22 protein-coding genes and 1 pseudogene are annotated in these 20,687 nt (G+C 50.7%); 7 read left to right on the forward strand and 16 right to left on the reverse strand.

The window, feature by feature from the left end:
* Positions 1–14 precede the first annotated feature (14 nt).
* Positions 15–1,106: a M24 family metallopeptidase gene (locus tag NI000_RS23230; RefSeq protein ID WP_253413771.1), complete on the reverse strand. Its 1,092-nt coding sequence runs from the start codon at positions 1,104–1,106 to the stop codon at positions 15–17.
* A 105-nt stretch (positions 1,107–1,211) separates the two neighbouring features.
* Between NI000_RS23230 and NI000_RS23235 the strand changes: the two genes are divergently transcribed.
* A complete protein-coding gene (locus NI000_RS23235; RefSeq protein ID WP_216795720.1) occupies positions 1,212–1,490 on the forward strand; it encodes a DUF3784 domain-containing protein in 279 nt (92 codons plus the stop codon).
* A gap of 64 nt (positions 1,491–1,554) precedes the next feature.
* Here the strand turns inward: NI000_RS23235 and NI000_RS23240 are convergent, their stop codons facing one another.
* Positions 1,555–2,616 (reverse strand): YiiG family protein, encoded by a 1,062-nt coding sequence (locus NI000_RS23240; RefSeq protein WP_253413772.1) that lies wholly within the window; start codon positions 2,614–2,616, stop codon positions 1,555–1,557.
* Between the two features lie 241 nt (positions 2,617–2,857).
* Between NI000_RS23240 and NI000_RS23245 the strand changes: the two genes are divergently transcribed.
* The 3 genes from NI000_RS23245 (at position 2,858) to NI000_RS23255 (ending at position 6,547) form a co-directional block, all read left to right on the forward strand.
* Complete coding sequence (locus NI000_RS23245) at positions 2,858–4,885, forward strand: peptidoglycan D,D-transpeptidase FtsI family protein (RefSeq protein WP_253413773.1); 2,028 nt, start codon at positions 2,858–2,860, stop codon at positions 4,883–4,885.
* A gap of 154 nt (positions 4,886–5,039) precedes the next feature.
* Positions 5,040–5,594: an RNA polymerase sigma factor gene (locus NI000_RS23250; RefSeq protein WP_253413774.1), complete on the forward strand. Its 555-nt coding sequence runs from the start codon at positions 5,040–5,042 to the stop codon at positions 5,592–5,594.
* Positions 5,591–6,547 carry a DUF4367 domain-containing protein gene (locus NI000_RS23255; RefSeq protein ID WP_253413775.1) on the forward strand — a complete coding sequence of 319 codons (957 nt, stop codon included), beginning with the start codon at positions 5,591–5,593 and terminating at the stop codon, positions 6,545–6,547. The genes NI000_RS23250 and NI000_RS23255 overlap by 4 nt, the downstream gene beginning before the upstream one ends.
* A gap of 273 nt (positions 6,548–6,820) precedes the next feature.
* Here the strand turns inward: NI000_RS23255 and NI000_RS23260 are convergent, their stop codons facing one another.
* Both NI000_RS23260 and NI000_RS23265 read right to left on the reverse strand, forming a co-directional pair.
* Positions 6,821–7,225 (reverse strand): hypothetical protein, encoded by a 405-nt coding sequence (locus NI000_RS23260; RefSeq protein ID WP_253413776.1) that lies wholly within the window; start codon positions 7,223–7,225, stop codon positions 6,821–6,823.
* Positions 7,226–7,435: 210 nt separating this feature from the next.
* Positions 7,436–7,699 (reverse strand): hypothetical protein, encoded by a 264-nt coding sequence (locus NI000_RS23265; RefSeq protein WP_253413777.1) that lies wholly within the window; start codon positions 7,697–7,699, stop codon positions 7,436–7,438.
* Between the two features lie 237 nt (positions 7,700–7,936).
* Here NI000_RS23265 and NI000_RS23270 point away from each other — a divergent pair, with 237 nt between their 5' ends.
* Positions 7,937–8,143, forward strand: a complete 207-nt coding sequence (locus tag NI000_RS23270; RefSeq protein WP_253413778.1) for a helix-turn-helix domain-containing protein — start codon at positions 7,937–7,939, stop codon at positions 8,141–8,143.
* Between the two features lie 257 nt (positions 8,144–8,400).
* Here NI000_RS23270 and NI000_RS23275 read toward each other — a convergent pair whose 3' ends face one another.
* Positions 8,401–8,730, reverse strand: a complete 330-nt coding sequence (locus NI000_RS23275; RefSeq protein ID WP_253413779.1) for a hypothetical protein — start codon at positions 8,728–8,730, stop codon at positions 8,401–8,403.
* 115 nt (positions 8,731–8,845) lie between these two features.
* Between NI000_RS23275 and NI000_RS23280 the strand changes: the two are divergent.
* Positions 8,846–8,967: pseudogene (locus tag NI000_RS23280) on the forward strand (transposase); the annotation flags it as partial.
* Positions 8,968–9,067: 100 nt separating this feature from the next.
* Here the strand turns inward: NI000_RS23280 and NI000_RS23285 are convergent.
* The 8 genes from NI000_RS23285 to NI000_RS23320 form a co-directional block, all read right to left on the reverse strand.
* Positions 9,068–9,241: a hypothetical protein gene (locus NI000_RS23285; RefSeq protein WP_253413780.1), complete on the reverse strand. Its 174-nt coding sequence runs from the start codon at positions 9,239–9,241 to the stop codon at positions 9,068–9,070.
* Positions 9,242–9,320: 79 nt separating this feature from the next.
* Complete coding sequence (locus NI000_RS23290; protein ID WP_253413781.1) at positions 9,321–9,539, reverse strand: hypothetical protein; 219 nt, start codon at positions 9,537–9,539, stop codon at positions 9,321–9,323.
* 309 nt (positions 9,540–9,848) lie between these two features.
* Complete coding sequence (locus NI000_RS23295; RefSeq protein ID WP_253413782.1) at positions 9,849–10,697, reverse strand: DUF72 domain-containing protein; 849 nt, start codon at positions 10,695–10,697, stop codon at positions 9,849–9,851.
* Positions 10,698–10,917: 220 nt separating this feature from the next.
* Positions 10,918–11,421: a C40 family peptidase gene (locus tag NI000_RS23300; RefSeq protein ID WP_253413783.1), complete on the reverse strand. Its 504-nt coding sequence runs from the start codon at positions 11,419–11,421 to the stop codon at positions 10,918–10,920.
* A gap of 567 nt (positions 11,422–11,988) precedes the next feature.
* The gene (locus NI000_RS23305; protein WP_253413784.1) at positions 11,989–12,528 is read right to left on the reverse strand and encodes a TetR/AcrR family transcriptional regulator; all 540 of its coding nucleotides are present in this window, start codon (positions 12,526–12,528) and stop codon (positions 11,989–11,991) included.
* 149 nt (positions 12,529–12,677) lie between these two features.
* On the reverse strand, positions 12,678–13,583 hold the full coding sequence (locus tag NI000_RS23310; RefSeq protein ID WP_253413785.1) for an alpha/beta hydrolase family protein: 906 nt from the start codon (positions 13,581–13,583) through the stop codon (positions 12,678–12,680).
* A gap of 5 nt (positions 13,584–13,588) precedes the next feature.
* Positions 13,589–14,479 (reverse strand): AraC family transcriptional regulator, encoded by an 891-nt coding sequence (locus NI000_RS23315; RefSeq protein ID WP_253413786.1) that lies wholly within the window; start codon positions 14,477–14,479, stop codon positions 13,589–13,591.
* Positions 14,480–14,961: 482 nt separating this feature from the next.
* Positions 14,962–15,213: a hypothetical protein gene (locus NI000_RS23320; RefSeq protein ID WP_253413787.1), complete on the reverse strand. Its 252-nt coding sequence runs from the start codon at positions 15,211–15,213 to the stop codon at positions 14,962–14,964.
* Positions 15,214–15,740: 527 nt separating this feature from the next.
* Here NI000_RS23320 and NI000_RS23325 point away from each other — a divergent pair.
* Positions 15,741–16,601, forward strand: coding sequence for an EcsC family protein (locus tag NI000_RS23325; protein WP_253413788.1), 861 nt, complete (start codon positions 15,741–15,743; stop codon positions 16,599–16,601).
* Here NI000_RS23325 and NI000_RS23330 read toward each other — a convergent pair.
* Genes NI000_RS23330 through NI000_RS23340 form a run of 3 tightly spaced genes read right to left on the reverse strand, consistent with a single transcriptional unit; the run spans position 16,598 to position 20,670 of the window.
* Positions 16,598–17,890 (reverse strand): MBL fold metallo-hydrolase, encoded by a 1,293-nt coding sequence (locus NI000_RS23330; protein ID WP_253413850.1) that lies wholly within the window; start codon positions 17,888–17,890, stop codon positions 16,598–16,600. The genes NI000_RS23325 and NI000_RS23330 overlap by 4 nt on opposite strands.
* 5 nt (positions 17,891–17,895) lie before the next feature.
* Positions 17,896–19,566, reverse strand: coding sequence for an ABC transporter permease (locus NI000_RS23335; protein WP_253413789.1), 1,671 nt, complete (start codon positions 19,564–19,566; stop codon positions 17,896–17,898).
* A 12-nt stretch (positions 19,567–19,578) separates the two neighbouring features.
* Positions 19,579–20,670: an ABC transporter substrate-binding protein gene (locus NI000_RS23340; RefSeq protein WP_253413790.1), complete on the reverse strand. Its 1,092-nt coding sequence runs from the start codon at positions 20,668–20,670 to the stop codon at positions 19,579–19,581.
* Between the last annotated feature and the right edge of the window lie 17 nt (positions 20,671–20,687).

The raw sequence follows: 20,687 nt of genomic DNA on the forward strand, positions 1-20,687 counted from the left end.
TTCTTCATGCGAGTTTACCCGATCACCGTCAGTTCCTTCGGGAACGACGTCAGCACCTCGACGCCGCTGTCGGTCACCCGGACGTCGTCTTCGATGCGCACGCCGCCAAGCCCCGGGACATAAATGCCCGGTTCGACCGTAAAGACTGCGCCCGCAACGAGGAGATCGGCGGTTCCGGCATGAATCGACGGGAACTCGTGGATATCGATGCCGAGCCCGTGGCCGAGCCGGTGCACGAACTGCGGACCGTATCCAGCCGCCTCGATCACGTCTCTGGCCGCCTTATCGATGCTGGCGTACGTCACCCCGGGCCTCGTCGCCTCAATCGCCCGCAAATTCGCCTGCAGCACCGTGTCGTAGATGCGCTTCAGTTCGTCGTCGATATCTCCGACGGCGAAGGTCCGCGTAATGTCGGAGGCGTATCCGTCCGCGAAGACGCCCAAGTCGATCAGCAGCAGCTCGCCGCTTTGGATTTTTCGCAGCCCCGGCGTTCCGTGCGGCATTGCAGATTTTTCACCTGCCAGGACCGACGTAGAGAACGACGGGCCTTCCGAGCCGAGCTTCTTCATCTGGTACTCCAGCTCGGCGACAATCTCGATTTCCGTGACTCCCGGCGCAACCTTCTCCAGCCCGCGCCGCAGCACCTCTTCCACTAGCGACACGGCCCGCTTCAACCGTACAATTTCGTCGTCCGACTTCACGACCCGCATCTCGCGGAGCGGCTCGTCCACGTCGACGTATTCCGAAGCGCCGAGCGCCTCGTTCAGCCGTTCGAACCGACTGACGGTCAGATGCGTCTTCTCCAGGCCGAACCGCCGGATTCCTCCCGGGAGCAGCCCCTTGAGCACGGCGTATGGATCGTCCGTATCCGTATGGGTGGCGAACGCGCCGACACCCTTGGCTGCACCCCGCGCGGCTTCTTCATCCAGCGCAGGGACGACCAGCGTCGGTTCCTCCCCACGGGCGATCAGCAGTCCGAGGAAGCGTTCGTGCGGGTCCGAGGCATAGCCCGTCAAATAAAATACGTGCTTCGGCAGCGTAATCAGCACCGCGTCCAATTCACGGCTCTCCATATAAGCTTGCAGCTTCGCGATTCTGTCGTTCATATTCAATCTCCCCTGCCCTTCATGTTTTCATGCCGGGGCGACAAATCCTTGGTATAATGAAATCAAAGGCTATGAATATACGATGATACGAGGAGGTTCTTGCCTATGAACTATCATCTCATTCTGCTGGGATTCATCACCTATCTCTTAGCTTATCTGATCGGCGCGAAAAAATATACCCGTTTTTTATCCGGTTTCAACGAAAGCCGGGTCCGCGATAAAGAGAAGCTGGCCAAAATCGTCGGGACCTACAATCTGATCGTCAGCGTGCTCTTCGTCCTGGCCGGCGCACTCAACCTTCCTTACGGCAATGCCCTCGTTCCTCTTGTTATCCTGGGATATGTCATCCTGCTTGTCTATGTGAACATGAATATGGTGGACTGATAGCCAAGGTACGATGTTCCCGGCGGGCGGCGAAATGCCGCCTCGGACACGGGAGAGTCCAACTCTACTTCAAGCGGTTGTACTTTTGGATGGCTTCGCGAAGCATCTTTTCGAACTTTTCCGGCGTGCCGTCTTGATTCTCGGTAAAGAAACGATTTTTCAAATCAAACTCGTCCACCTTGCGTTTCTTGTTCACGCGCTCAATGATGTCGGAAGCAGCCACCTTGACCTTTTGAGCCTCTTCTATATATGAATTCAAGGTATAGCTTTCTATCTTTTCTTTCTTCAGCCGTTTCTCGTCCTGGGCGTGCTGTGTCAGATTTTTAAGATCGTCCACCAGCGGATCGTACTTCGCTCTAAACTTCTCCATGTCCAGATCCAGAATGTTTTTTGCCGTTATACCCTGCTCCTCCATCTCGGCGGACAGCGCCTGGGCATCGACCAAGAACTTCAAAGCCCCGTACCTGATCTGCTCGTCATTCTCCTGGAATTTCTTCAGGCTTTCCTTCTTGCGCTCGGCTCCCATGCCGGCCATCGCCTTCAAGTACTCGTCCGCGACGGCATAATACGCATCCGCCGCCTTGACGATCTTCGGATGCATTTCTTTGGCTTTGGCAAAATGGTCATCGACATACCCTTTGGTTTTATAATACTCGCGGGCCTCGCTCAGGATCGCCGTCAGATCGTTCATCGCCGGCTTCAATCGGACGACAACCGGATCGATTGCCGGAAAGGCAGGCGCTTTATCGGCGAAGCCAAACTGCGTTTCCAAAGCTTTCGCGTCGCCCGATGAAATCGAGAGCATGGTAAAGCTGAAGTTCTTGTCAATGACAGGCTGCTCTTCATCGCCAAACTTGTCAAAATAATCGGTTAACACCTGATCTAACCGTCCGGTCATAAAATTATTCAGGCCTACATACGCGTTATACTTCTCGATTTCCATCGCCTTTTCCAATTCCTCGATGTTCGCCCCGTCGTTTTTTTTCGAACCCGACGCGTCTCCGGACGTTTTTTCGGCCGTCGTGCCGCTTGGCTCCGCAGCCGGCCGGTTTATTTTCAGATTCGAGCAGGCGGTAAACATCGTGCATAGCAGCGCGAGCGCAACAAATGAGCTGAACTTTTTCAAAATATAAGCCTCCAAGCGATTTAAATTTTCGGTCCAGACCTGGCGAATACATACCAGCTTGTTTTATCGGCGAATGAGTTTGAAAGCTTTAGGATAAAACCCCGTAAAGTGGTGATTTTCACAATTCTGAACCGTATAAAAAAATAAATCCCCCTTTTTTCTCGGCTTTTGCACCTTTTTTTCATGTTGGATCGTCTGTACAATTGAAGTAATTTCTTCCTTTTCCCGCTCAGGAGGCACGATGTTGAAAAAGTTAGCCGAACGGATGCGTCCGCCAAGCAGCGGACTTCCCCTTGCATCCAGAATTAATGTCTTTTTCTTTATTACGTTCTGCTTATTCTCGGTCTTGATTCTCCGGCTTGCCATGCTTCAACTTGTGGAAAGCCAACATTTGAAGGATGAGGAATTCAACCATAAAAACACGCCCATACCGCCCACCCGGGGCAATATTTTCGATCGCAAAGGCGCTCCGATCGCCTATACCACGCCTACCCAATCGCTTTATTTTCGTATCGAGCAAGGGCAAACGCAGGATGAGGTCATTGCCCTCGCGCGCGAGCTGGAACGAATTTTCTCGGAACGCGGAGCCCCGTCTCCCAAAAAGCTGTCCGCCGAAGACATCATCAGGCTGATGGATGTCGGATACGATCTGACGAAAGCCAAAACCAAGGAGCCTTCCTTCTATTACGTCCCCCGCCGGATCAAGACCGATCTCACCCGCGATGAAATCGCGTATATCGGGGAGTGGCGCGATGAACTGAAATGGGTTCAAGTCATCGAGGAAAGCACGCGGACCTACGACCGGGAAAATACGGTTGCCGTTCAATTGGTCGGCTATATGAAGCCGTACCCTGCCGCGCGGGAACCGCAGTACGGACTTTCCTTTTATAAAAAGAAAGAAAATACGGAGGGCTACGTCGATACGGAGGATGTCGGATTCGATGGCATCGAGCTGATGTATCAAAAGGAGCTGCGTGGTGAAAGCGGATACAAAGCGTTTCCGGTCAATGCGGCCAATAAAATTGCCGGCCCCGAGGTGACGCTGCAAGCTCCGAAGAAGGGCAATCACCTGTATTTAACAATTGATAAGGACGTCCAGCTTATCACCGAACAAGCGATAATGGACCATCTGGCGACGCTGCAATCCTCCGGCAACCGGTTCACTTACGCTCCGAATGCCCGGGCGGGGTATGCGGTAGCGATGGAGGTGAAGACGGGCAAAGTGGTCGCCATGGCCAGCATGCCGGATTACGATCCGAACTTATGGATCAGCGGATTCTCGACGAAAAGCGATTACGATAGTATCCAGCCTTTTGTCAACAACGGCACCATTACGACCGCCTATGGCAATTTTCCGAAGGAAGAATGGACCAAGCACCCCACTTCAATCGTGTATATGGGCTCGACGATCAAGCCGTTGTCCGTATTGATCGGCTTCAAGGAAGGGCTCATCCATCCTGGAACCCAATATTACGATACCGGCGTATTTACCTACGGCAAAGACAACTCGCGCTTAACCAACTCCGACCGGGCCGCTTACGGGTGGCTGACGCCGGCCACGGCCATCGCGCACTCGTCCAACACGTTTATGTCGGCCAAAATCGGCAATGAGCTGCACTCGAAGTACGGCGAAAAAGCCGTAGACGTGTGGGAGGATTATTTGGCCAAGTTCGGGCTGGGGGTTTCCACGCAAAGCGGCCTGCCGCGAGAGTATAAAGGCGTCAATGAGTTTAAAACGAACAAGGGCGAATCGTTCCAATCCCGGATGGTATTTGCCTCCTGGGGCCAGAACGAACGTTACACGACGCTGCAATTGGCCCAATTCGCCACCACCCTCGCCACACGGGGAAAAAGGCTCAAGCCTTTGTTGGTGGACAAGATCGAAAGCTACGATAGAGGCCAGCTGATCCAAAAGTTCGACGAACCGGTCGTACTGGACGAAACGGAATTTGCCGCGGCCGAGTGGAACGCGGTGCTGCAAGGCATGGCCAATGTCAAGGTACAAGGCTTCGACGGCTTCCCGTATCCTTTTGCCCGAAAGACCGGCACCTCGACGCAGTCCGTCGGCAAAAAACTGGTCGACAACGCCGTATTCATCGCTTTCGCGCCTCTGGACAATCCGACGCTCGCCGTAGCCGTCGTCGTCCCGGAGGGCGGATTCGGCGCATGGGGCGCCGCCCCGATCGCCCGCAAAATATTCGACGCGTATGACCAATATTACGGCCTGGACGGCGTACCCAAGGGAAGCAAAGCGCCCGCCGATAAGTAAGCATGTGGAAAGGCTTGCTCCTTCTCGAATGAGAGTCGGAGTAAGCCTTGCTTTTTTTCTTGCTTGCCCGGCTGACGCGCTTAAATTATTCTGTTGGTACTGTCACATTTTTGCACGGGTGGTTCGTTGTACAGGGTGAAAGGGAGTGAACGAGGTGGACGATTCAGAACTGCGTCAGATGATTGCTGACGTCTTGGAGGGTGATATCGACAAGTTCGAAAACATCGTGCAGCATTACCAAAAGCCGATTTTCCGCTACTGCTATCACATGCTGGGCAGCGATACGGAAGCGGAGGATAGCGGACAAGAAGTATTTTTGAAGGCATTTCGCAATTTGACGAAGTACAGTCAGGATGTGCCGTTCGGGGCTTGGTTGTACAAGATTGCCTACAACCATTGTATCGATGTGATTCGCAAGCGCAAGCTGGCCAGATATCTGCCCTTCTTTTACCGGGATGAGAAAGAAAATAAACCTATAGATCTGCAGATCGAAGCCAACTATTTTAATGAATTCGTGCATCGGGCCCTATCGAGATTAACGACAGAAGAGCGGAACTTGCTAATTTTGCGCTGTGTGGAGGATAAGAGCTACGAGGAAATCAGCCTGATTCTGAATCAAAGCAGCGCCAACCTGCGAAAAAAATACGGACGTTCGGCTGCAAAATTCCGGAAGTACTATGCTCAAGTGAAGGAAGTGGGATTCGTATGACATTGGACAAGGATCAGGATTTGAAAGCACTTTTTCATGACCCGCAGATTCCCGATGTTGACTTGACTGGAGAAGTGATGAGGAAGCTGTACGCCGAGCGGAACAAAAAGGAGCGATTTTTTGTGAAATATAAAGTCAGTATGTTGGTCGTAGCAGGAATGCTGTTGACGGTATCTTCAGGGTTTGCAGCGGTGAAGTACGGGGTATTGAAAAACGAACAAGGCCAAGCGGTTTATGAGGTAAAACCGTTGAAGTCGGCTCCTCCCCAGACCAAATATTCGGAAGAAGATACCCAACGCATAGGAATGAGCCAGGATTTGGCGGAAGAGCTGTTGCCGGATGGTTCGGCAGCGATCTTTTATATCGTTCCGAACAATCCGAACAAGCAAACGGACACCAGGTTCAAGCCGTTCGTCTTTAACGATCTGTCCGCACTCCGCGCCAAAATGGCAGGCAAGCCGATTACGATTCTTGATCGTTTACAAGAAAACTACAAATTCGAAAACGCCAAGGTCTTCTTTCAGCCAGTCGATAAGGTAAATCCTCCTACCCCCGACGAAAAGGCGGCAACGGCGGAAAAGCTGCGGAAGCAGGCGGAGGAATCAGGCAAGGATTATGCGATGATGCCGATTGAGCTGTCTGATGATCTTTTACATTTGAGGACCGTTTATAAACAAGGGGACCAAGAAGTAGCCGTTACTGTCATCAAATCCAACAATGGTCCATTTACAGCTTATATCGATGAAAAAATTGATTTCGACCAGGAAAAGATCACGGTTAAGGGAGTAGAGATGCTTTACACGGAATATAAAGACAAAGACGGAAAAGGCGGAAGAAAAAATATCACATGGAACAACGGCATTTCGGGCAGCGAATATACGTATCAAATCGACGAATCCGCCAACATGAGCAAAGAGGACCTGGTTAAAATCGCCGAAGCGTACTTGAACTAAAATTAACATGCCGAATCATCAATAGCGTAAAAAGTTCCTCTCCTTGCTTAAGGCGGGGAGCTTTTTTACGCTTACTTTTAAAATCATTAACCTTTAACGTTTACCTAACGTTCAAACTAATTTCTCTGCATGTTTCGTACACTTGAAGTATTCCGGGTAAATGGAAAAGAGACTCCCGGTGGGGAGTCCCGTCCTTTACAACCTTACTGCTCTATAATATTTCTCAGAACGAGAATAAAAGCGTGAAGGAACTGCACTTTGCTTGGAATGAAACTAGCGAACCACCCGAATATTCACCTTCATAAAGTTGGTGCATTGCTTTTTGTTTTTGATGAAAAGCATGTACTGGCTGCTCTGTTTCACATAAATCGTATTGTTTTCCGCTTGCTCTTTCCGGATCGTCTGGTTGTTATTTCGAAGATCCACAAGCCACCAATCGTACTCGTCGGCAATAATCGAGGTGATGCGAATGCCTTCGTTCGGCTGGAGTACATAAGGACCGGCAACTGCTACGGCACCCGGCTCCAAATGATACGTAACCTCGCCTTCCGGCGGCGCGACAATAATCTGCTGCTGAGGCGGTTGTTGAACCGGGGTTCCCTCCGCCGCAAAGCCGGGGCTTGATACAAGACTTGCTCCAATCACGGCAATCGTTAAAGCAGTTGTCACTTTTTTCATTTCTTTATCCTCCTCCGAATAACACCATGCAAAAAGTAATTTTTGAGGTCTGGCCAGTGCCCTCACTCAATTAATACCATATCTACCCTTTATTTGAAATATTTTTCAATCAAATTACACAATCTTTTTATCCAAAAGTTACAAATTTTTGAAGTTAACGTGATCATTATTTTATTTAACCTCTCGGTAAAGTTGCGTATCTCCTGGATCTCAGACCAATCCTGTTTCTTGTTTTGACGATAGGCACAGCGCCTTTTCTAATCGGACATAAAGCAATTCGGTTTGCAGATCGAGGGCTGCGCGATGAAGGGTCGAAACAATGTCTTCAACCGCTAACTTATGTAATGATTTTAATTGACCATTGGTCATATTTAATACAGCCATGGTGCAAGCTTCATAGGTTTGAATTTGCCGCATCATTTCTCGTTCTTCGGCATCCAATCGGTCCTTAAGGGTAGTTTCGGTCATTTCCATATCGGGAACCTCCTCGTAGGACGGCTGGATGCTTGCCAAGTTTCCACCTTTACTCGTCTTAAAACTTTAATATCGTTTATTACATTCATTAAAATGACCTCCGCCACAGAATTTTTAAGACCACCGTTACGTTACAGCGTCACACTCATATTATATGACGTTACAGCGTATCATGCAATGTGTTTTTTTGCAAATCATGATATATTGTTCTATATACCCACTGGGGGAAGATACAAAATGAGAATCAAAGTTAGATTGCAAGAAATTTTAGATGAACGAGGTATTTCCCAACGTCAGCTTGCGTTAATAGCTAACATGCGCCCGGGAACGATAAACGCCCTGTGCAGGGGAACAACTGACCGAATTTACATTAGCACCCTCGAAGAAATTTGCGCGGCATTGAACATCCACATCCATGATTTGATTGTTATGGAAGATGAATAATCTTTATTGGGCAACAATACCTGATTGAAATGTACCCAATGATTCACGGAACCGGTAAAAGTTCCCCCTCCTAAAAATGAGTATGTAAAAAATAAGCTTATTCCTACTTAATAGTTCAAGTCGGAATAAGCTTTTTAACGTTTTGCTTGTTATCAGTTGTTGACCTTGTGGGGCTTTTTCACCTGCCGCCGCGACAAGAACCAAAAGAAAAAAGACCACTTTTTGATCTAGAAATTGCTCATGTTCTGCAATCAGGGTTATATAAATATCGATGCAACTATTAAAATAAATCCTATCACTAGACCGACAGGGCCCCAATAATGCATAGGGATGAAAAACAGACTGTGCGAGGTTCCCATTTTATAGTGTTGTCCCGTTTCCACATCAACTAGCACTTTGCCTGAGTTGGCGTTAAGTGCTTTCCCCATATACCAGATAATAACTCCCGATACAATGAAGACAAAAGCCAGCGGCAGCCGGGGATTTATTGACCTAAGCCCCAGAGCGGATAATAAAATATCGACTATAAAATACACAATCACTGGAACAACGATATTCAAGATTCCTAAGCCCCTCCAAATAATCATATAAACATCCTTTCTGGTTACATTTACGTTTTAACTCTCCAATTAACTCAGCTAAACCTTTTAATACGAACGTAAGTTCAGCATGCTAGAATGAAACGTACGTTCGGGAGTGGTAATGACAAAGAAAGAAGCGATGAATCTCATCCAGTTTCAAAAGACATTCCAAACGGAATAAGCATGCCATCGTCATCTCATGAAATGAAGTGGCCTGAGGGCTTCTGTTGTCCGAAGTGTCAGCCATGACAAGGCTTACGAGATCACGACACGTAATCATCATGCCCACGGAGGCTCCATGTCAAGCCGCGGCACCGCAGTTTAATAGCCCCTGACAGACCCATTAAAATTCATAGCCTAAATCTTCATCGCCCTCGTTCACGACTTTCCCCACTAAATTCCAGTTTATACTATTTATTTTTGAAATCGCACTTTCAAGATACATTTCTCTTACCTCATATTTAGTAGTTATCCTTATCATCAGTAAAATGGTTCTCAAAATCTTTTCGAAAATCATAGTCTGGAAAGCTCCAAGGATTGCTTTGCAATTTTTGTCATTTCGCATATGTTTTTATCGACCTTGTTTATTGAGAACTTTAGGTTTTCAGCGATAAAGTGGTAAGTTTCACAGAACTGGAACCAGTAGTTTCCAGCCCGGCGCCCGAGCACAAAAAAAACAGGCCCACACCCGGAATATCCGGGCCTGAGCCTGTTTTCAAAATAAGTCCAAATGCCGCGATGATCAGCAGCCTTGTTACGCTAACGAGCAGGAGGCTCATAGAAATCGATCGCCATGCACCAGCATAAAGGATCACTCCCCCCACAATGAGGGCAACAGCCTCCTGTATATGTAATTCTAGCTGTATCTGAATGAAGCACACCATAGTCAGTAATCGGTTCGACGCCTGGGACCGGTTCGTCGTCTGGGATCTCCCGCACTTTCATGTCCGACCACTTTCCGCTCCAGGAACAAATACTGCACTTTAGAATCTCTTCCGAATAGTTCAGCGCATTCTGGATGACGATTATACATTCTCTACTGTAGGTATTACAAGAAGGACAATTGTGTACTTTCATGATTCATCACCTCCCATCAACACCTAAATTAGCACGATTTGGTAATATCATTCGAACATGTCCATTTGCTTGGGAGGAAGTTGCGTTGACTCTTGGCCTAGAAGATCTAGAAGTTGCAAAGCATTAGTAGCAGCATCCCCGCCTGAATTATTATTGAATATCACACAAACCTCCCGGGTTTCTTTTTCCAACTTCAAGAGGTTTTCCTTCCACTCAAGTAATTCTTCATGATTATAACGATAAAGATACCTTACTTCTCGCCAGTCTTTAGTTCCGCTTGCAGTCCAGCCATCCGTATTTCTCCCATGAAACCTGACAATGGTTAAACTGTCATTGGTTGGTTTTAAGACGATCGGAACAGAACCCGGAAAAACTTGAGGCTCATCACAAATACTATGAATCCAACCTTCCTCGCGCATAAATAATAACGTCTTTTCGCTCATTTCCGTACTAAACCAGCTTTGATGACGAAATTCAAGAGCCATTGGAATATTCTTCATTCGTTCCTTAGCTGTTCGTAGCAAGCGCACATTAATGCGGTTACAATCAAACCACGGTGGATATTGGAATAGAACTGCCTTTAACTTGCCCGCATCTAAAATAGGTTTTATCGACTCATTAAAACTTCGGAACATATTTTCCATATCGGCTTCAGAATAATTCTGACGGGTGTGCCCTGTCATACCTTGATAAGCTTTCACCAAGAATGAGAAATCCTTCGAAGTGTCTGATGCCCATCTACTATACAAATCTTCTTTATGAATCGCGTAATAGGAACTATCCACTTCAACCAATTTAAAATATCTGTTGTATTCTTTTAGCTTATCCTGCGGCCTGATTCCAGTCTTATATAACTCGTCATGATCTCCCCATCCAGCAAGCCCGATTGATATCATAAACTCACCACTTTTAAACAAGTTTAAAGCCTATATTATATTTTATCGGTATATACCTGTAATCTCAAACCTGTCTTATCCGCGAATGAAATCCGTATTTTGTATGAATTCGACATCGTCTCGATTTGTATTAAAAAAAAAGAATCCCCACAACCGGATAGTCGTAGGGACCCTAGGGAGTCAAAATGATTTAAGTACAGATAATGGATGGTGTTCAATTTTACAGATGACGTCCGGTGATATAACGGTTCTTCCAATAGCCCGAGTTCATATCATAGATGGCAACACCTCGGCTCGGAGAGTTGCCGACGAATTTGCCGTTACCCAGATAAATACCGACGTGGTTGATTTTGCCCGGTGTACTGACGCTGAACATGACAAGATCGCCCTTCTGCAGATGCGCTTTGTCCTTTACCGGCGATCCGACGCGAGCCTGGGCTCTGGAGCCCCATGGGATCGAAATGCCGTTTTTACTGAATACAAATTGTGTGAACGAGGAGCAGTCGAAAGTCAGATGTTGCGGATCTTTTACACCAAAGCGGTATTTTACTTTACCTTGGTAAGATAGAGCCGTTTTCACGATTTGATCTGCCTTTGAAGCGCTCACCGTTGCGGCTTGCGCCGATTGTGCAGGCAGCAACAAGCTTGCCGAACCGAATAAGGAAAGGCTTAGAGCTATGCCCAATAACGATTGACTAAGGCGATTTTTCTTCACTTGTGACATGTTCGGACATCCTCCTTATGGATCAATAGGTTAGCCAGCTCGGCCACCAGAGCTAACTGTACCATAGATTTAGTTGGAGGAATTTACTAGTGAGGTTCCTGAAACAAAGTAGCTCTTAGGAATATCCACAACTATTAGAAATGAATGAGAATTCGATGAGTGGATTATTCTTGACAGTTCCATGAGTAAACCAACAACATTATGGATTATCCCTGTCGCGACCATATACATACCGCTATATTTCCAAATCCGCATTACAGATCACCTCGATTTTTGTTTGTTTGACGAATCGTTTTTGTTTTATTGAAAAGGTACCCTCCACCCAAGCCATACATGGCTAGAGCAAATACGATAGCCACTAGCACGGTTAACAGATAAGGCAGCGAATAGTGAAGCGCTGATAATTGGTTCATGGGCTCGGCAACACCTGTTACCCGGAAAAATTCCTTCGCCCAGAATAATCCCACGATATGTAGTACGGAAATGACCAGAATTGAACGACGCAAAAACATACGAATCCGTATGTTTCGTTTACAGAAAAGCCTTTTAAATCAAATTTAAAAGGCGCTAGGCCATCTGTGTGATAAGGTTAATAAATGCATCCGCCAACCGAGTTGATTTCAATGCCGGATCTCTGCTGCTTCGGTCAATCCAACCGAGGAAAGTAAAGTAACTAATCTCCGCTCTCGTAGCGGAGTCAGCAGGATCGAATCCCATTTCATTGAACAGTTTTGCAATGTATCGCAATCGCTCTTGCTCAATCGCCATCACTCGCTTTGCAACCTGTTCATCTTGATTGGCCCAGGCGAGTATGGCCGATTGCAATTTGGTCGTATGCGAGAAGCTTTGGTACACCAATGCCTGAAATTGTTCTTTGGCAGACAAGCCGCTGTTCTCCATCTGGCCAATGACTTCTCGGGTTAAGTGCTCTTCCCAATAGAAAAGCATCGCTTCAAGTAAATCAGCGCGATCCCTGAAATAGTGGTAAAAGCTCCCCTTGCTGATTTTTAGTTTTCGAGCGATGGCTTCGATTTTGACGGATGCAATCCCAGATTGCGATAACGTCTCGAGTCCCGATCTAATCCAATCATCACTCGTGAGCTGCACGATTCTCCCCCCCAAAACATACGTTAACGTATGTTTTGATCATACATCATTCTTCTTCCAAATATCAACACAAGCTTTCAATAAACCGTAGAGTAGAGAGACATACTTGCGTGGTTTCCATTTTAGCCCATACGGGATGCCTATAAAGATCAGATAAAAGATGGCTGACTTATGAGGAAGCTCAATATTTCAGCATTTAGCATCTCATGAAATTGTTTCCGATCAAAGCCGGGAGGGTCTTGAGAAGGAAGAAACGACGGGGTGATCATCGATTCCGGAAATGGGCTCAGAAAGGAAAAGTGCCCGGCATTTTCTACCGTTCTATATTGAATCTTATTCTGGGCAGCAACCCCTCTCAAAATAATTTGTGCGTGAAAAGAAGGAGTATATGGATCCTTCTCTGCATCCAGCATCAAAATCGGAACGGTAACCGAACTTAACGCCCCCTCGGCTCTAAACCAGACCGATGCCGGAGCCAGTAATACTAGGGACCGGATTCGCGGATCTGGCGCAACCTCTATGAGCTGCGGTTGTCCGTCCGGGGTCTCGTGAGGAAACGAAGTCGGCAAGCCACCCGCAGTTGCCAGAACTGTGTAACCGCCGAGCGAATGCCCGATGATAGAAACGGCATCCGGTTTTACCTTTCCCTCAAACATCTTATTTTCAAAAAACCAGTCGACGGCCATCCGAATATGTCTCGGTCTGTTGGTGAGGTTCTGTATCGTACCTTCCAGGCTGTTATTATTCCTGTTATTGAACGGATGCTCAGGCATTCCGACGATAAAACCGTTCTGCGCCAAATACCGAGCTAATGTTCGATACATAAGCGGTGAACCGCCAGTGCCGTGAGAGATCAAGACCAAGGGGAACTTTCCTGCTAAAACTTCTGCGTCTCTCGCTAACTCCAACGGGAAGGGCCCCAATTGATCTGCTTGTTCAGGGGTGCCGGCAGGATACATCACCAACATAGGAAATGTTATGCCCAGCGATGCATCGGATATTTTCACTTCATGGTAACCTGCATACCCTTGTTGTAATCTTTCGTTCTCTCTCATCCCATTTATTCCTCCGCGAAGTAATTAGATTTAGGGCCAATAGGAATGTAAATGTCAAATTCCGAATCTTCATTACTTGGACCCAGATATCTGTGATCGTAACGTGCAAATTCCGGTTGGTTCAAACGCGTTCTCCCCGATTTGGGCAACCAAGAGCTATAAATGTACTCAAACGTATCTTGTATTCTTGCAACGGTTCCCTTATGTGAGAATACAGCGTAGGTTGTTGATGGGAGAACTTTATACACCATTCCTTCAGGTAGCTTCCCCTCTTCGACAACCTCAACACAGGCGGTATAAGAGACTTCCCATTTATCTCCTGTAAGTTCAATTAGAGCGTAATAAATAGACGCGGGATCTCGCCTTCTATCAATTTCTGATACGTGTTGTTTAAAAGAGTCCCATAGCTTTCCGATGACGTGAGAATGAAGTCCTCGTATTTCCATGCCAACCAATTGAAGTCTTCTCTTGGTGATGATAACGGGATCAAGAGCTGCTCCGTTGTGTAATTGCCGTAGCCTAACTTCGTCCAATGCCTTCTTCTCCATTGCCCGGAATGGCGTGTCTTTCATATCAGTTTGCTTGCGGAATTGCCCCGGCGTGATAGAAAACATTTGCTGAAATGCACGAGTAAAAGCTTCTTGAGATGCAAAATGATATTTGATTGCGATCTCTACAATTCTGAGGTTGGAGTAAAACAAGTCATAAGCAGCATGGGTTAATCTCCGCCTCCTAATGTATTTCGAAACGGAGTTTCGTGTAACCGATTGGAATATTCGGTGGAAATGATAAGGTGAGTAACCTACCCATTTCGCAATTTCATCTGCTGTGATCTCATCGGATAGATGACCTTCTATGTAGGCAATCGCTTTAGTTACGGATTCCATGTATTTCATTCCAACGCCTCCATGGAGTTAACATAACTATAATATACTTCAGATCGATATTTTTGATATTTTTTGCGAAGTTGAAGACGGAACTTAGCTTTTAAAGAGTTTTTTTCATCTTATTCATTACTGCTATACTGCTATACTGCTATACTTCATTCTACCCATTTTTATAATGACTCTGTACGTTGGTTGGATGCGATACAAAATGCAAAGGGTCACATCCAGTTTATTTCGAGAATGATCGTGGCCATCGTAATTCGTATTCCGGTGGGGCTCTCAATTGGATGTTACACCCATCCTTTTAGGATTACTGCTCCTCGCGTTTATTTTGTTAAAATATGGCTCCATAGCATGCAGAAAAACTCCCCATGATTTTGGGGAGTTCTTCGCTTCCAATGCCTACGACTTATTAATCAAGGTAACGATGCATACATACTTTTCCGGCCTTTCGATGTTGCAAGGAACGCATAGGTTTCCGAACTGCTGTTTTAAGACCCCATTTCCGACAATATCACCGAAATGACGATGCCTGCCGCAGCGATCCAAAACAGCTTCGATTTGAAATATCTCTTCACCACGTTATCCTGTCGTTCGAATACTTTACCAGGGTCCTGCTGCATGTGCAAATCCGTGGTGTACGCGGAGACGCCGTTATACCGCCCTCCTCCGCCCAAGAACACAAAACTCAAAATAAGCGTCAGCAATGAGGCGATAAACAAATAGTCCGAAACGGTTTGCATTTGAATTCCTCCTCGGCATCCTGATTTGGGTACAGCCAGACTGGATATAAACAAATAAACACGTCTTCGTCAGGGACGAAAACGTGTCGTGGTACCACCCTTGGTTCAACCGCATGTGCCTCGGACTCCAGGCGCGCACGGTCCTTCATTCAGATAACGGGGGAGGCCCGGCAGCGGATACGTCCAGCTCAGTTCCCCGCTGCAGCTACAAGGTGAGGCGAAGCATACGGCGGTGGGGGGTCTATCAGCCTCGGACGCCCTCTCTGGCGCAACCGGTCGCACGTTCCATGTCCTTGATCGTTGCTTTTCGCTTCATAAACATTCGAGCAATCGCGATGTTGTGTATTCCAATTTACACCAATTTAACCAAAGAAGCAAGTGCTTACAACCGGCTCCTTCTTGCGCCAGGCACAATTTTTCTCTAGAACCCGCCACCTCGGTGCAGCATAGAAAGTAACCCGGCCCGCATGTGCATCCTTCCAAGGACTCGTACCGTAATACTAGGATATAAAGGAGCTGATCCATCCATGACAATAAATGATAACCCTCTTCCGCTGCCTGCCCCCGATACGAAAGAGGAACTCCGGCAGGCGCTTCTCGACATCGAGTCGTGGGAGGCGAGCCAGAAAGATTTGTGGTTCTGGGAGAAGCTCGGCAGGCTGCCTTTTCAGCTGCTTGACCGACTCACGCCGAAGGCGCTGCAGAACAAGCTGGCGCAGGCGATCGACGAGGTCGGAAGCTTCGTGCAAACAGGCGGCCAATACCTGATCTCCGAGCAAAGCGTGCTCGATCAGCTAAACCGGCAGCTCGCGGGCCGGCCGGACGCTCCGGTGCCAGCACTTGCCGATGCGCTCACCCTAGGCGAGGTCGCCTCGCTGCCGCTCGCCGTCATGGACGGCGCGGCCGAAGAATTCGCCCGCAGCCGCACCCTCTTCGCGACGGCCCAAGGGGCGACGACCGGATTCGGCGGCATCTTTACGCTCGCCATCGACATTCCGGCCATCCTCGGCTTGTCGCTCAAGGTGCTGCAGGAGACGGCAATGGTGTACGGCTACGATCCGAACGACAAGCGCGAGCGCGTCTTCGTGATCAAGTGCCTGCAGTTCGCCTCTTCCGACATCGTCGGGAAGAAGGCCGTGCTGGAGGAGCTGGCCGACTTCGACAACGAGCACCGGCAGCGGGACGCGATCTCGCAGCTTCAGGGCTGGCGCGAGGTCGTGATGATCTACCGCGACAATTTCGGCTGGAAGAAGCTGTTCCAGCTTGTCCCGGTCGCCGGGATGATCTTCGGTGCGGTGCTGAACCGCAGCACGCTGCAAGATGTCGCCGAAGCGGGCAAAATGCTGTACCGCAAGCGCCGGGTGCTGGAGCGGCTGCGCAGCGGCTAGAAGCGCAGCGCTTCGCCCGGCCCGAGCGAATGCAGCCCGGCGAAGCCCTCTGCTGCCAGCGCTGCGCACAACGCGTCCGTCGCGCTCCGTCCCGTATGCACCGGTACTGACTGACGGCTGCCGAAATCCCGGAGCATCCGCCTGACATCGGCCACACCTTGGTGCACCTTGTAGCGGATCGCTTCGGCCGAGCAATCGCCCCCGGCCTGCGGCTCGTCCAGCAGACGCTGTCCGAAGCTGCCGGCGGCCAGATGGCCCGTCAAGATGACGCAGCCGTTCCCCGCTGCCGCCAGCCTGCGGTAATACCACTGCGCGCGGTCCGACTGCATCATCCCGTCGGCGGTGAAATAAAGCGCGCTCCGCCCCGCGGCCAGCGCCTGCTCCCGCTGCGCATCCGTCGCCACTGCGACGACGCGCGGGTCTTCCAGGCAGCGCCGAATCCGCTCGGCCGCGCCCGGCTTCAACCATTCGGGCCGGTCGAGCATCGGGCCGAACGCCTGAAGCAGCTCCCGCTCCGCAACGAGCGGAACGCCCAGGAATCGCTCCCGCGCCCAGACGAGCATGTCCTGCCCGCGCCCGAAGGCGGGAACCGGCAGCAGCACGGAGCCGTCCTGCGCCAGCGCCTGCCCGATCCGAGTGGCAAGCCGCTCCAGCAGGACCGGCTGCGCCTCGGCGTCCATGCCGTAAGCGGCGTCGATCACCGCCAGATCGGCCGGGCGGCCCGCCGTTCCCGGCGGTAGCACTTCCGGTCCGTCCGCCGCAAGCAGCACGGACTCTGAAGAATAGTCGCCGGAGAAGAAGACCCGCTTGCCTTCCAGCTCCAGCATCAGCCAGACGGAGCCGACCAAGTGCCCGCTCCGGCCCCAACAGGCTCTCACGTGAGGAGCCGTGTCGATCCATTCCCCTGAAGCACCGGCGTCCTCCAAATACGCGAACCGGATCGCCTTCACGTGCTCGTCGCCATACGGCAGCTCGGCCGACTGTCCCCTGACATATTTTTTCCAGGATGCGAAATACGTGTCCAACTGCTGCGCCGTCGCCCGGGTCGTCCAGACGACGCCACCGTAGCCGTGCTTGTACAGCAGCGGCAGCGCCATCGAATGATCCTCGTGCGCATGGGACAAAAAAACGGCATTCAGCCGCGGAATGACGTTCGGATCGACGAGCGGGTATTGTCCCGCGCCCGTCTTTTTGACGCCGCAATCCAGCAGCACGCGGATGCGGTCATTGTGTAGGAGGTAGCAGGAGCGGCCGTGCTCGCCCGCCCCGCCCCAGATGTCGAGCTGCATGAGTCTCAATCCACTTTCTGTTTTGAACTTAGCCGGTCGATCCCGAGCAGCATCAGCGTCGTCAGACCGACCGAGACGACCGCCATGGCCATGCCGAGCGATACCTTCCCCTGCTCGAACTGCGCGAAAATATACGTCGCCGACGTTTCCATCGAAGGCGGCAAAATCATCAGCGACGCTACCAGCTCGCGGACCGAGATGGTGAACGTCATCATCCAGCCCGCCAGCATGCCCGGGACGATAAGCGGCAGTAAAATGCGCCGGAAGACATAAGCCGGCCGGCCGCCGAACACTTGCCCCGCTTGAAACAGCGCATCGTCAAGCTGAGAGAAATTCGCTTTGACGTACTGCACCGTGTACGGCAGAAAAAAGACGACATACGTCAGCACGACCATCCCGTACGTGTTGTACAGCGGCACGGGCATCCATGGCGCGTTCCACAGCAGAATCAGGCCCACGACCAGCACGATGCCCGGCACCGTATTCGGCAGCAGGCTGAACAGGTCGGTCATCCGCTGCGGCCATGTCCTAGACTGCTTGATCGTCAGTGCGAACCACGTGCCCAGCAGAACCGAAATCGTCGCCGCCGCCAGCGACAAGCCGAGGCTGTTCAGCAGCGCGGTCATGCTTTTGGAGCCCCAGGTCAGCAGCTCCGCGTAATGATTCAAGGTCAGATTGCTCCAGGCGAGCCCGACGCCCCGCAGCTTCATCAGCGAAGCGGAAATGATCGAAAAGTAAGGAACGCCTACGGACAGCACCAGCAGCGCGATCACGTAGCCCCAAGCCAATAGGCGCGTCAGCCCGCTTAGCGGATAGATTTTGCTCCGCGTTCCCTTGCCGCCGACCAAACGGTAAGTATACCGCCGGGTGACGACCGTCTGCACATACCATAAGAGCAGGCACGTGCTCAGCAGCACGGAAGCGAGCGCCGTCGCCTTGCCGAGATCGATCGGCCAACTGGAAATGTACTTATGAATTTCCGAGGTCAGCACGTAAAAGCCGATTTTGCGGCCGAAGGTGGCCGGTGTGCCGAATTCGGCGATCGTCTTCACGAAGATGAGCAGCGCCCCCATCGCGTAGCTGGACAGCAGCAGCGGCAGCACGATCCTTCGGAAGCTGTAGAAGAACCGGCCTCCGTGTACGGCGGCGGCGTCTTCCTTGCTCCCGCCAATCTGCAATAAAGCGTTGCGCAGGATCAAGTAAAGAAAAGGAAACAAGTGCAAGCTCATGATCGCCACCATGCCGAAGACGCTGAAAAATTTCGGCGTCCACGCCTCCGCCATAGGAAGAAGCTGCTCCATATAGCCGTTTTTTTGCATGAACAAAATCCAGCCCATCGAACCGATGTACGGCGGCGTCATGAACGGGATCAGCAGCACGATATCCAGCCACGCGTGCCGGCCTAGGCTCGTTTTAGCCAAGATCCAGGCTAGCGGCAGCGCCAGCGCCGTCGTTCCGAGCACGACGCACAGGCCGAGCCAGATCGAGTTCCAGAATACTTCGCCGAGCTTGTTCTCCAGAATGGTCCGCAGCGGTGCGGACAAATCCAGCGTCTGCTCCGGGTACACGCTCGTCAGAAAGATGAAAAAAAGCGGGACGACCACCAGGATCGCCAAAAGAAAGAGGGCGAGGGTCATCCCTACCGATCGTATAGAAATCCAGCTTCTTGCCTGCATGCCTTCACCGTCTTATTTGAACATTTGGGTAAATTTCTTCGTCGCCGCGTCGCCGTTCGCGTCCATCCACGTCCAATCGATCTTCATCTGCGCGATTTGATCGGCGCTCGCGCGGTCCTTCGCCTTCACGTCCTTGCGACCCGGCAGCAGGTAGGTGTCCGCCACCATCTTCTGCGCTTCGTCGGACAGCAGATAATCGATGAACGCTTTGGCGTTATCCTGGTTTTTGCTCGATTTCAGAATCGCCGCCGGGCGGGGGCTGATGACCGTGCCGCTGGCCGGATACACCATGTCGACCGGCTCGCCCTTCGCCTTCGCTTGGTACGTCATGTAGTCGACGCCTGCCGCTACGATGCTTTTCGCTCCGGTGATGACCGGGTCAAGCGCCTCCTGGTTCGCGCCCGCCAGAGCGACGCCGTTTTTCTTATATTGATCGAACAGTTCCCAGCCGCCATCGCCTTTGGTGCTCAGATAGCCGGTAATGAAATCCAGCGCGGAGCCGGACAGCGCCGGATCGGGGATGTTCACCTTGCCCTTCCACTCGTCCTTGGCGAGATCGCTCCATTCCTTCGGCGGCGTCTTCACTTGCTTCGTGTTGTACACAATGCCGAGCGCGGAGGCGCTGTAGCCGAAGAAATGGCCGTCTTTGTCGGACCAGTCGGGGGTCAGCTTGTCGGCGTTGGCTGCGTTTTTGTATTCCAGGGTGAGGCCGCTCTTTTTGAGCCCTTGGGCCGACGGCAGGGAAGCCAGCACGACGACGTCGACGACCGGATTCGCCTTCTCCGCTTCCATCCGGGCCAAAATTTTGCCCGTCGTCCCCTGGAACATTTCTACCTTCACGCCGGTCTTCGCTTCGTACCCTTTCTGAATGCTTTCCGCCAGCTCTTTAGGACCGGCGCTGTAGACGACCAGCTTGCCCCCGAGCTTCTTGTCCTCTTTCTTGTCATCCGGCTTGGCGGCCGCCTGCTCCGTCTTCGGCGCGGTCGCTGCGCCTGTGTTCGCAGACTTGTCCGCAGCCGTCGTTCCGCAGCCGGCAATACCGAAGCCCATCACGGCCGTCAACAGCAGCAGAGCCCCATTTTTCAATCCCTTCCCCATGCTCATGCGTCGTTCCTCCTCGT

It is taken from the genome of Paenibacillus tyrphae, assembly GCF_024158745.1.
In the GTDB taxonomy this organism is placed as follows: domain Bacteria; phylum Bacillota; class Bacilli; order Paenibacillales; family NBRC-103111; genus Paenibacillus_G; species Paenibacillus_G tyrfis_A.

Excerpts from the sequence above, each read along its gene's own strand:
- NI000_RS23230 (WP_253413771.1), bottom strand. The coding sequence starts at position 1,106 with ATGAACGACAGAATCGCGAAGCTGCAAGCTTATATGGAGAGCCGTGAA.
- NI000_RS23235 (WP_216795720.1), top strand. The coding sequence starts at position 1,212 with ATGAACTATCATCTCATTCTGCTGGGATTCATCACCTATCTCTTAGCT.
- NI000_RS23245 (WP_253413773.1), top strand. The coding sequence starts at position 2,858 with ATGTTGAAAAAGTTAGCCGAACGGATGCGTCCGCCAAGCAGCGGACTT.
- NI000_RS23255 (WP_253413775.1), top strand. The coding sequence starts at position 5,591 with ATGACATTGGACAAGGATCAGGATTTGAAAGCACTTTTTCATGACCCG.
- NI000_RS23260 (WP_253413776.1), bottom strand. The coding sequence starts at position 7,225 with ATGAAAAAAGTGACAACTGCTTTAACGATTGCCGTGATTGGAGCAAGT.
- NI000_RS23265 (WP_253413777.1), bottom strand. The coding sequence starts at position 7,699 with ATGGAAATGACCGAAACTACCCTTAAGGACCGATTGGATGCCGAAGAA.
- NI000_RS23270 (WP_253413778.1), top strand. The coding sequence starts at position 7,937 with ATGAGAATCAAAGTTAGATTGCAAGAAATTTTAGATGAACGAGGTATT.
- NI000_RS23275 (WP_253413779.1), bottom strand. The coding sequence starts at position 8,730 with ATGATTATTTGGAGGGGCTTAGGAATCTTGAATATCGTTGTTCCAGTG.
- NI000_RS23285 (WP_253413780.1), bottom strand. The coding sequence starts at position 9,241 with ATGATTTTCGAAAAGATTTTGAGAACCATTTTACTGATGATAAGGATA.
- NI000_RS23295 (WP_253413782.1), bottom strand. The coding sequence starts at position 10,697 with ATGATATCAATCGGGCTTGCTGGATGGGGAGATCATGACGAGTTATAT.
- NI000_RS23300 (WP_253413783.1), bottom strand. The coding sequence starts at position 11,421 with ATGTCACAAGTGAAGAAAAATCGCCTTAGTCAATCGTTATTGGGCATA.
- NI000_RS23310 (WP_253413785.1), bottom strand. The coding sequence starts at position 13,583 with ATGAGAGAGAACGAAAGATTACAACAAGGGTATGCAGGTTACCATGAA.
- NI000_RS23315 (WP_253413786.1), bottom strand. The coding sequence starts at position 14,479 with ATGAAATACATGGAATCCGTAACTAAAGCGATTGCCTACATAGAAGGT.
- NI000_RS23320 (WP_253413787.1), bottom strand. The coding sequence starts at position 15,213 with ATGCAAACCGTTTCGGACTATTTGTTTATCGCCTCATTGCTGACGCTT.
- NI000_RS23325 (WP_253413788.1), top strand. The coding sequence starts at position 15,741 with ATGACAATAAATGATAACCCTCTTCCGCTGCCTGCCCCCGATACGAAA.
- NI000_RS23330 (WP_253413850.1), bottom strand. The coding sequence starts at position 17,890 with ATGCAGCTCGACATCTGGGGCGGGGCGGGCGAGCACGGCCGCTCCTGC.
- NI000_RS23335 (WP_253413789.1), bottom strand. The coding sequence starts at position 19,566 with ATGCAGGCAAGAAGCTGGATTTCTATACGATCGGTAGGGATGACCCTC.
- NI000_RS23340 (WP_253413790.1), bottom strand. The coding sequence starts at position 20,670 with ATGAGCATGGGGAAGGGATTGAAAAATGGGGCTCTGCTGCTGTTGACG.